Consider the following 9,545-nt stretch of genomic DNA (forward strand, 5'->3'; position numbering starts at 1 on the left):
GTTTCTTATGTTTTTAATTTCCTCAGATGTACCGAATCGGTACTTACTCATATAGTACTTGTAAACCAGTCAAATAGTAATACCAAAAGATGAAAAATTATCACATACCCAATCCTAATTCTTGTCCCCCCTCCTCCCTTAATTCTTGTCCCCCCTCCTCGCTTGCGGGGAGGGGGTTAGGGGGTGGGGTTTCTTGGCAAAGTCCACCGGAAATCTGGTCAAAACTTTGTTTCTTGCGTTTTTAATTTCCTCAGATGTACCGAATCGGTACTTACTCATATAGTACTTGTAAACCAGTCAAATAGTAATACCAAAAGATGAAAAATTATCACATACCCAATCCTAATTCTTGTCCCCCCTCCTCGCTTTCCCCGCTTAATTCTTGTCCCCCCTCCTCCCTTAATTCTTGTCCCCCCTCCTCGCTTGCGGGGAGGGGGTTAGGGGGTGGGGTTTCTTGGCAAAGTCCACCGGAAATCTGGTCAAAACTTAAACCTTTAGCCCGACAAATGCGGACAGAAGCCACATTAGCAGAAAAGCAACTTTGGCAAAGATTAAAAAATAAGCAAATGCTGGGTTTGAAGTTTCGTCGTCAGCAGGTTATTGATAGATTTATAGTTGACTTTTATTGCCACGAAGTCAAATTAGTAATTGAAGTAGATGGAGAAATTCACAATTACACGCAAGTAGAAGATGCTATTCGACAAGAGTTTTTAGAGTCTTTGGGTTTGCGGGTGGTGAGATTTAAAAATGAGGATGTTTTGTTCAGGATAGAGGGGGTTTTGGAGGAGATTGGGCGGGTAATAAAACCCCACCCCTAGCCCCTCCCCGCAAGCGAGGAGGGGGACAGGAGAGAAGTGGAGTTATGTTCAGAAATCAAGGAGATAAAGTATCATGTCAGAAACTAAACCCCGTGACGTGCAAATATTGCCCATTGGTACAGATACCATAGTATTGCGATCGCGCAGTTGGGCAAGATTAAGATTTGAAATTGAATATGCTTTAGCTAAGGGAACAACGGCTAATTCTTATCTCATCCAAGGCGATAAAAATGCCCTGCTTGACCCCCCTGGCGAAACTTTTACCGAAATTTATCTCCAAGCTTTACAACAGCGGTTTGATGTCAAAAAACTCGATTATGTGATTCTGGGTCACGTTAACCCCAACCGCGCCGCAACACTAAAAGCATTACTAGAAATCGCCCCCCAAATTACCTTTGTTTGTTCTAACCCAGGGGCGATAAATTTACGCGCTGCTTTGGAAAAAGACGATTTACAAATTTTGGTCATGCGGGGAGAAGATACCCTAGATTTAGGAAAAGGACATCATTTACAATTTATTCCCACACCTAACCCCCGTTACGCTGACGAACTTTGTACCTGGGACCCGCAAACAGAAATCTTATTTTCTGATAAATTATTTGGAGCGCATATTTGCTCAGATCAAGTTTTTGATGAAGGTTGGGAAGTATTTAACGAAGATAGACGCTATTATTTTGACTGTTTAATGGCACCTCACGCCAGACAAGTCGAAACAGCTTTAGAAAAATTAGCAGATTTGTCCGTGCGAATGTACGCTACGGGTCATGGTCCAATTGTGCGCTATGGTTTAATTGACATTACCAAGGGTTACAGAGAATGGACTAAACAGCAAACCTCCGCTGATATGACTGTGGCTTTAATTTATGCCTCAGCCTATGGTAATACTGCAACTTTAGCACAGGCGATCGCTCGCGGTATCACTAAGGCTGGTGTGAGTGTCGAGGCCATTAATTGCGAATTTACCGAACCCGAAGAAATCAAAGCCGCCATTGAAAAATCTGCCGGTTTCGTCATAGGTTCTCCCACATTAGGTGGACACGCACCCACACCGGTGCAAACAGCTTTAGGAATAGTCCTCTCAACTGCAACTAATAATAAATTAGCGGGGGTATTTGGTTCTTTTGGCTGGAGTGGAGAAGCCGTTGATTTAATTGAAAGTAAACTTAAAGACGCAGGATACAGATTTGGTTTTGACACCATTCGCGTCAAATTCAAACCCAATGAAGTCACCTTACAAACCTGCGAAGAAGCGGGAACTGACTTCGCCCAAGCATTGAAACGCGCCGCGAAAAAATCAGTTGTGGCTAGACAACCTGCAAGTAATGTAGAACAAGCAGTAGGGCGGATTGTTGGTTCTATATGTGTGGTTACAGCAACCCAAGGAGAAGTAAAAACGGGAATGTTAGCCTCTTGGGTGACACAAGCCAGTTTTAATCCGCCTGGTTTAACTATTGCGGTAGCCAAGGACCGCGCTATGGAAAACATGACTCACACAAATAACAAATTTGTAGTCAACATTCTAGCAGAAGGCAGGGAAATCCGTAAGCAATTTATGAAGGTTTACGCCCCTGGACAAGATAGATTTGCAGGTTTGGACACTCAAGAATCTAATAATGGCGGGATTATTCTCAATGGTGCTTTAGCGTATTTGGAATGTTCTGTCCAAAGTCGGATGGAAGCTGGTGATCATTGGTTAGTTTATGCCACTGTTGATGATGGTAAAGTCTTAAATCAAGATGCTGTCACAGCAGTACATTATCGCAAATCAGCTAATTATTATTAACACCTTACGTCTTAGCCCCTCTAGGATTAGATAGAGGGGTAATTTTTTTACGCTATGATGTAAAACGTCTGCCAATATTTTTAATCACTTTAAATAATGCTTGATTTTCAACAATTAGAACCTCAAACACCAAATCATCAAACACAAAATATTGAAATTGAACATCTTAACACCCAACTATACCAGCACTTTGCTAATAAACTTTGTATAGAAGATGTTCTCAACCGCAAGATTGTTAGTTTTCAGGCTAATAAACTTAAACCTATTTACCGATGGTACAAATATAAAGAAGCTTTTTCTGCTTCATTAGTAGAATATTTACTAGATAAATATATAATCGAATCTGGCGAAATATTAGATCCTTTTGCTGGTAGTGGAACAACTTTATTTGCAGCTAGTAATATAGGATTAAATGCTGATGGAATTGAATTACTATCTATTGGAAAAGAAATTATAAATACTAGGCTTATCTTAGAACAAGAATTCACAGCAGATGATTTCACAAAAATTTTATATTGGTCTAAAAATTGTCCTTGGGAGAAATCAAAAACTAAACAAAATATTCAAGAAATAAAAATTACGACAGGTGCATATCCTCAAGAGACATTAAACGAAATTCAAAAATATATCAGTGCTTACCAAGATGAAAATTGCAGAGTCAAACAAGTATTACAATTTGCACTATTATGTGTTTTGGAAGCAATTAGTTACACTCGCAAAGATGGGCAATATTTACGTTGGGATTATCGTTCTAGTCGTCAACAAGGTAATATACCTTTTAACAAAGGAGAAATTCTCAGCTTTAAACAGGCAATTAGTCTTAAAATTACGGAAATTTTAGCAGATATTCAAACTGGGAGTCAACAAGGTGAACTTTTTCCCAGTAAAACTAAACAAGGTGGGATTCGTTTGTTTACAGGTTCTAGCTTAGATATAATGCCACAATTGCCAAATTCTTATTATGATGTAATTCTTACTTCTCCTCCTTATTGTAACCGTTATGATTACACTAGAACTTATGCTTTAGAACTTGCTTTGTTAGGAGTAGGACAAGAGGAAATAGTTAATCTTAGACAACAAATGTTAAGTTGTACAGTTGAGAATAGACCGAAAGATTTATTAGCAATTAATTCTCAATGGTCAAATGCTATTTTGGCTACAAATCAGCAAAAATTACTCCAAGCAATTTTGCAATATTTGGAAGAACAAAAATTACAAAAACAATTAAATAATAATGGTATTCCGAGAATGGTAAAAGGTTATTTTTATGAAATGGCCTGCATAATTTATGAATGTTATCGAGTCATGAAACCACAGGGGCTGATGTTTATGATTAATGATAATGTGCGTTATGCTGGTGTGAGTATTTCAGTGGATATGATTTTATCGAATATAGCTGAGTATCTGGGATTTAAAGTAGAAAATATTTTAGTTTTACCCAATACTAAAGGTAATAGTAGCCAACAAATGGGCATACATGGACGGGATGCACTGAGAAAATGCGTTTATGTTTGGAGAAAAGTTTAATTTAATCAAATTAAGGTAACTAAAATTGGCATATAAAAATCATTTAAATACAGGTCTTGGTTTAGTAACAGCTTATGAAAAAACTAGGGCTGGTTTTGTTGCTTTAGCTATTGAAAGAAACCGTCGGGCTACACCATTTATTGATCAAGCAAGAGTATTAAAAACTATTGCTTCTCAAGTTAATAATCCTGCTGATTTAATGAATCTGATAGAAATACAACCTGCTTTATTAGCTGCATCTGGAGTTTCTGATAAAGCCGCAGGTTATTTACAGCCACAGGATAAAATACAAGCTATTCAAGGGTTAATTAAGGAGTTTTTAGAACCAGCAGGTTCAGATTTTGTAGAAGAATTAGTTTATAGATTTTTGCTAACAAGAGGAGATACGCTAGGTGGTTCAATGAGAAATGTAGGTGGAGTGTTAGCACAGCGTAAATTAACTCGCGCAATTTTGGCTAATCTTGCACTTGCTAGTATTCCTTATTATTGGTTACATTCTACAACTAAAACATGGATTCCGATGACAGAAGAAGATGCAGGAATAGATTTATATGTGAAGGGTTTAAGTTGGTCTATTGACAATAAAAATAGAACAATAATTTATAATCTGACAGTTCCTTTAGTCAAAAGTAATATTGATGTTTGTCTTTTCAAGTGTGGTTATCAAGAAATTTCTCCAACAACTTATAAAATTCCCAATCTTTATATTGCACTGGGGGAATTAAAAGGAGGAATTGATCCTGCTGGTGCTGATGAACATTGGAAAACAGCGAGAACTGCTTTATCTCGAATATGGAGGGCATTTTCTCAAGTTGATTTGTCACCACATACATTTTTCATTGGTGCAGCTATTGAAAAACGTATGGCTGAAGAAATATGGAATGATTTAGAATCTGGTAAATTGAGTAATGCTGCTAATATGACAACTGATACTCAAGTTGACTCGATCTGTCACTGGTTAATCACTTTATAGGATTTTTAAGCGTACTTTTGGAGTTTACCATCTACAAGCGATCGCTTCCTTCCCCCCAATCATCACATTTTTGGAGTTTGAACAAAGGTGATGTAAATGCAGTATGCAGGAAAATAAAATCATTAAACCGTAGATAAATTGCTCGTTCCCAGACTCCGGCTGAGAATGCCTACCAGGAGGCTCTGCCTCCAATCCCAGAATACAAGCCACTTTACCCGATTTTGTGCTGGTGGTTGAGGCAGAGCCTCATCAACTGCATTCCTAGTCAGAGACTAGGAACGAAAAGAATATTTTATATACAATACAATATTGTATATAAAGGGCTAAACTGCTGACTCTGAAAAATTTAACCCAGAACAATTATACCTAGAACGCTGGGAAGCACTAACAGCAGAAGAACAGGAAAAATTTCCCCCACTCACACCAGATTTTATAATTGAACTTAGATCAAAATCCGACAGATTGAAAACCCTACAAGAAAAATGCACCGAATATATAGATAATGGTTTGCGTTTGGGTTGGTTAATTAATCCCCAAGACAAACAAGTGGAAATTTACCGACTAGGAAAACCTGTAGAAATTGTCCAATTTCCTGTATTGCTTTCTGGAGAAGAGGTTTTACCAGGATTTGAATTGCAATTGTAAAATTTTATTTATCAAAAAAAATTACCCCCTCCACGAACAGCCGTAACGCACCCTACGTATCTGCAAATATTACTCAAAAGATGGAAGCATAAACACAGAAAAAGATGATAATTAGAGAGGATTAGTCTCTATAAATCTCTGTGTAGGTTAGAAAAATGGCAGCCCAAAAATTGAGCGAAACCGAACTAACATTAGCCCTGAATAGTTTACCAGGATGGCAAATCAAAGAGGGCAAATTATACAAAGAATATAAATTTAGCTCTTTTGCAACTGCGTTGGGTTGGATGGTTAGTGCGGGTGTTCACGCGGAAAAACTTGGACATCACCCGGAATGGTTTAATGTTTACAATACTGTTCAGGTTAATCTTATTACCCACGATATCAGTAATGCTATCAGCAATTTAGATGTGGAACTGGCGAAGAAAATGGAAGAAGTCTTTAATTCTTAATTCTTAAGTAATTGGACAAAAATATTTACAGTGATTACGAGCGAAGGGAAGCAATCACAACCCTTGCGATTGCTTCATTTCACTTCGTTCCCTATGGCTAACGCCACGCAACGCTAACGCAATGATATTGTGTAATTAATTCTGTTTCACTACTTAATTTGTCGTTGGGAATCACTTATTAACATTCTACAATCGTTTTAGGGACGTTCTATAGAACGTCTCTAAATCCATGCATGAATTGTCAATTCCAATACCATACCTGGTACTGAGTTGTGACAGCTTGTTTAGGATTTTCTCCTCAAAGGGAATCCGCCATTTTGCAAGGCGTACGGGACGGTATCGGTCAAACATTAGTATCAAAGTTACCACAGCCATAATAATCAGGTGTGTTTGTAAGACAGTTAGAGGTAAGAGCATTAAAGCCCAACAATTCCCTACACACCAAAGGCCATTAACCATCCCATAGCGCCAGCAGTCTAAATTAGCTGCCAGTCCAAAAGGTGAAAGGCGAGGAGTCCAATGGCAGTGGTTCAAGCAGGACTGCTTCCACGGGCTGGACTGCCAAAAAATAACTAATAGTAAGGCAACACCAGAAGCGCCAAACCATCCCTCGCCCACAAAAAACCTCAGCAAAGCTGCAACAGGCATTAATATCAAACCTGCTAGAGTCCAGATACTGACATAGCCAAGAAGAAACAAAACAATGGCAATCCAACGCCGTCGGGTTAAGCTACGTAACCAAAGGTGACGGATTGGTTGGGCTAGTTGAGGGGACATCATAGCAACCAACATCACCAGCCAATACAATACCATCATTGCCAGGGAGTGGAAAGAGAACATACCATCTAGTGTGTGAATCATCTGTCCATGCCCATGAACTGAGACAGCAATCATCTGTCCTGACATGACCTGATGAAGTTCTCCTGGTAGCAACATCACCCCCCAAGCAATCAGGGAAACTTTCAGCAGCGTCGGTAGAGGAGGCTCACTAATAAATGATATGTACCTACTTAATGTGATTCTCATTACTTGACTGTACACGCCTCACGATACAGGAGTACTTGCTCCACGTTCATATCATCGGCTGGATTATCTTCATTTAGTGGGATGAAAGTAACTTTAAGGTGTTTAGTTCCTTCCCGTCCGCCAAATCGAAGTCTAGCAAGGATCTCGGTAATTTCAAAAACTTCGGTAACTCCTAGTCCCCCACCTGCGGATGCTTGGCGCACACCAAAAAAGGAGATACTACCCGCATACAGATCAGGATAATCATAACCTGAAGCACCTTTAGGAAGATTAACAAACACGTTAATGATCCTACCATCCTTGTTGCTGGTGATGTTCACCAGATGCAGGAAAAACCTATGCTCTGGAGAGTATTTTACGCCCCCTCCTGTAGCAGGTTCTCCTATTTGAATCTCTATCGAAGTTCTATTTGCTTCTTTTAATCCTGTGCTGGTGGTACTACTACCAAGCAGTTCGGATTTTTTTCCGGCAGGCTTGGTAGGGATATCTTTGAGGGGATTTGAAATGTCATCATATTGATAACTAAGATCATACTGGTAATCTACTTTCAGTGCCAAGGTATTGACAACATCCTTTGGTTTGAACTCCCAGACTTGTCCAGATGTCAAAGGTACCATAAAGCCACGTTCACCCGGACCGTTGAGCCACTCTTTTTGTGTTCTGTTGAAAAGTTCTATTGTTTGGTTGTCCGCTTTGTTTTCTGGTGTATTTGGTAGTAGCTTCCGCTCATATGGGTTTTTATGCTCCGGATCACTTTTGAGCCAAACTTCCCACAGGCGGTCAATATTGGCATGATGCAACCAAAATAGAGGGTCAAGACCTGCGGTGCCTCCGTCACCCATCAGTCCACCAACAAGACCATGAATGTTGTTATGTGGATTGCTTTCTATTTGACCAAAGGCTACAGGGTCATGGCTAAAACTGGTTTTTAACCCACCAAAACCAGTTGAAGAGTTAGATGTTCCTATAAAACTGGGTTGAGTCAATGCCTGTTTTAGACTTAGCACGTTTCTTTGTATAAGTTCGTAACGTTGCTTTGCCTCTGGTGTTCCTTTAGCAATTTCTTGTGGCAGTGTGACTAGCTCTCCGTTCCGTTTTTTGATATAGAGGGGATTTTCAGACCCATCCGGCATATACTCATTGGTAAATGCTGGTGGTATTTGTGTTGCATGATAATTATCTTTTGGATCGGCGGGGTTCCAGTAAGGTAAAGCCCAATCTGTCCAATGGTAATTAACTTTGATACCTTTCTTTTCGTCTTCTATCATTTCCTGTTTAATAGCTTCACGCACTATTGTTTCAAATGACAGCAAATGGCCACGATGCCAAGGTAAGAAGTACCAGCTTCCATGCTGACATTGTTTCCAGTAAAGGCTTTGTACCCAATAAGGTGGTAACTTTTCACCCAAGGTCAGGAAGCCTTCAACGTGCCATATTACGGGGTCAAAACCATGAAGTGCAGCCAAAAATTCCCAGCTTGTGTGCTCTGAAATTGTCCTAGCTCTGAGGATTCTCACACCCCGAGCGTACCAGTACAAAACCGGATCATCGAAATCCCCACTGTTAGCCCACACATTTCTGCGAGTAAAAACCATAAAAATCCTTTTGGTGTTTGTTGAACTGTGAACTGCTATCTCAAACTTAGACAAAACTAGACTTTACCTTCTACCTCAATGAAAAATAAGAGCATGGGATCTGCGATTCCTAAGTAGATTTTCACGCATTAGCCAGATGCGATCAAACAATTGCTCTTATTAATGCAATACCTTGTCCATTTTTTGTAGGTCGGGTTAAGCCACAGCGCAACCCGACGCATTCGTTGGGTTATGGCTATCGCCACACTATGGCTAACGCCACGCTCCGCGAACGTGAACGTGCCTCAACCCAACCTACAAATCAAGACTTTTTTCAATTTGGACAAGGTATTGTTAATGATTGGTGAGTATTAGGACAACTTCGTGCATTGACTCATACGGGAAAGTTAACTCGTGCTAAAAATAGCCCATTTTATCCCGTACTGTTAAGAAGGTAATCAGCTTTTAATCCGCCAATTTTGGGAGTATTTTAGCCTTACTTTGATGTAATAAGCACGTTGCCCTTCCCCATTAGAACTTATGCAAACATTACACCAGGAAGCCTGTTGTAGAGTGGGGGACAGTGCATAAATTATGTAAATAAATAGACTCTTAGTATCTGGCGCACCTTACTAATGTGCCAGTTCCATGAGTCACAAGTATAATATAAGCACATTTGACATAATGTCAATATTAGATCCCACATTCCGCACTTGAATTCGTATTACATAAATTTCGTGTATTTTACTT

General features: G+C 39.6%; 7 protein-coding genes and 1 pseudogene. 6 read left to right on the forward strand and 2 right to left on the reverse strand.

Annotated elements, in window-relative coordinates; genetic code table 11:
• Positions 1-506 precede the first annotated feature (506 nt).
• From CA730_RS26520 to CA730_RS22680, 6 genes and pseudogenes are all read left to right on the forward strand, one after another.
• A complete protein-coding gene (locus CA730_RS26520; RefSeq protein ID WP_231939917.1) occupies positions 507-818 on the forward strand; it encodes an endonuclease domain-containing protein in 312 nt (103 codons plus the stop codon).
• A 73-nt stretch (positions 819-891) separates the two neighbouring features.
• On the forward strand, positions 892-2,601 hold the full coding sequence (locus CA730_RS22660; RefSeq protein WP_096670755.1) for a diflavin flavoprotein: 1,710 nt from the start codon (positions 892-894) through the stop codon (positions 2,599-2,601).
• 96 nt (positions 2,602-2,697) lie between these two features.
• Positions 2,698-4,128, forward strand: coding sequence for a DNA methyltransferase (locus CA730_RS22665; protein WP_096670757.1), 1,431 nt, complete (start codon positions 2,698-2,700; stop codon positions 4,126-4,128).
• A gap of 25 nt (positions 4,129-4,153) precedes the next feature.
• Positions 4,154-5,101 (forward strand): AvaI/BsoBI family type II restriction endonuclease, encoded by a 948-nt coding sequence (locus CA730_RS22670; protein ID WP_096670759.1) that lies wholly within the window; start codon positions 4,154-4,156, stop codon positions 5,099-5,101.
• 366 nt (positions 5,102-5,467) lie between these two features.
• Positions 5,468-5,746: pseudogene (locus tag CA730_RS22675) on the forward strand (Uma2 family endonuclease); the annotation flags it as partial.
• Positions 5,747-5,901: 155 nt separating this feature from the next.
• Entirely contained in the window at positions 5,902-6,195 is a 294-nt protein-coding gene (locus CA730_RS22680) for a 4a-hydroxytetrahydrobiopterin dehydratase (protein ID WP_096670761.1), read from the forward strand.
• 186 nt (positions 6,196-6,381) lie between these two features.
• On the opposite strand, the gene CA730_RS22685 is transcribed toward CA730_RS22680, so the two are convergent.
• A complete protein-coding gene (locus CA730_RS22685; RefSeq protein ID WP_172891234.1) occupies positions 6,382-7,236 on the reverse strand; it encodes a DUF2182 domain-containing protein in 855 nt (284 codons plus the stop codon).
• A complete protein-coding gene (locus tag CA730_RS22690; protein WP_096670765.1) occupies positions 7,221-8,816 on the reverse strand; it encodes a tyrosinase family protein in 1,596 nt (531 codons plus the stop codon). The genes CA730_RS22685 and CA730_RS22690 overlap by 16 nt, the downstream gene beginning before the upstream one ends.
• Positions 8,817-9,545 lie beyond the last annotated feature (729 nt).

The sequence above is a fragment of the Dolichospermum compactum NIES-806 genome (assembly GCF_002368115.1).
GTDB classification, from domain to species: domain Bacteria; phylum Cyanobacteriota; class Cyanobacteriia; order Cyanobacteriales; family Nostocaceae; genus Dolichospermum; species Dolichospermum compactum.

What these genes read in the sequence shown, in the direction of transcription:
- CA730_RS22690 (WP_096670765.1), bottom strand. Translation starts at nt 8,816, where the DNA reads ATGGTTTTTACTCGCAGAAATGTGTGGGCTAACAGTGGGGATTTCGAT.
- CA730_RS26520 (WP_231939917.1), top strand. Translation starts at nt 507, where the DNA reads ATGCGGACAGAAGCCACATTAGCAGAAAAGCAACTTTGGCAAAGATTA.
- CA730_RS22680 (WP_096670761.1), top strand. Translation starts at nt 5,902, where the DNA reads ATGGCAGCCCAAAAATTGAGCGAAACCGAACTAACATTAGCCCTGAAT.
- CA730_RS22665 (WP_096670757.1), top strand. Translation starts at nt 2,698, where the DNA reads ATGCTTGATTTTCAACAATTAGAACCTCAAACACCAAATCATCAAACA.
- CA730_RS22660 (WP_096670755.1), top strand. Translation starts at nt 892, where the DNA reads ATGTCAGAAACTAAACCCCGTGACGTGCAAATATTGCCCATTGGTACA.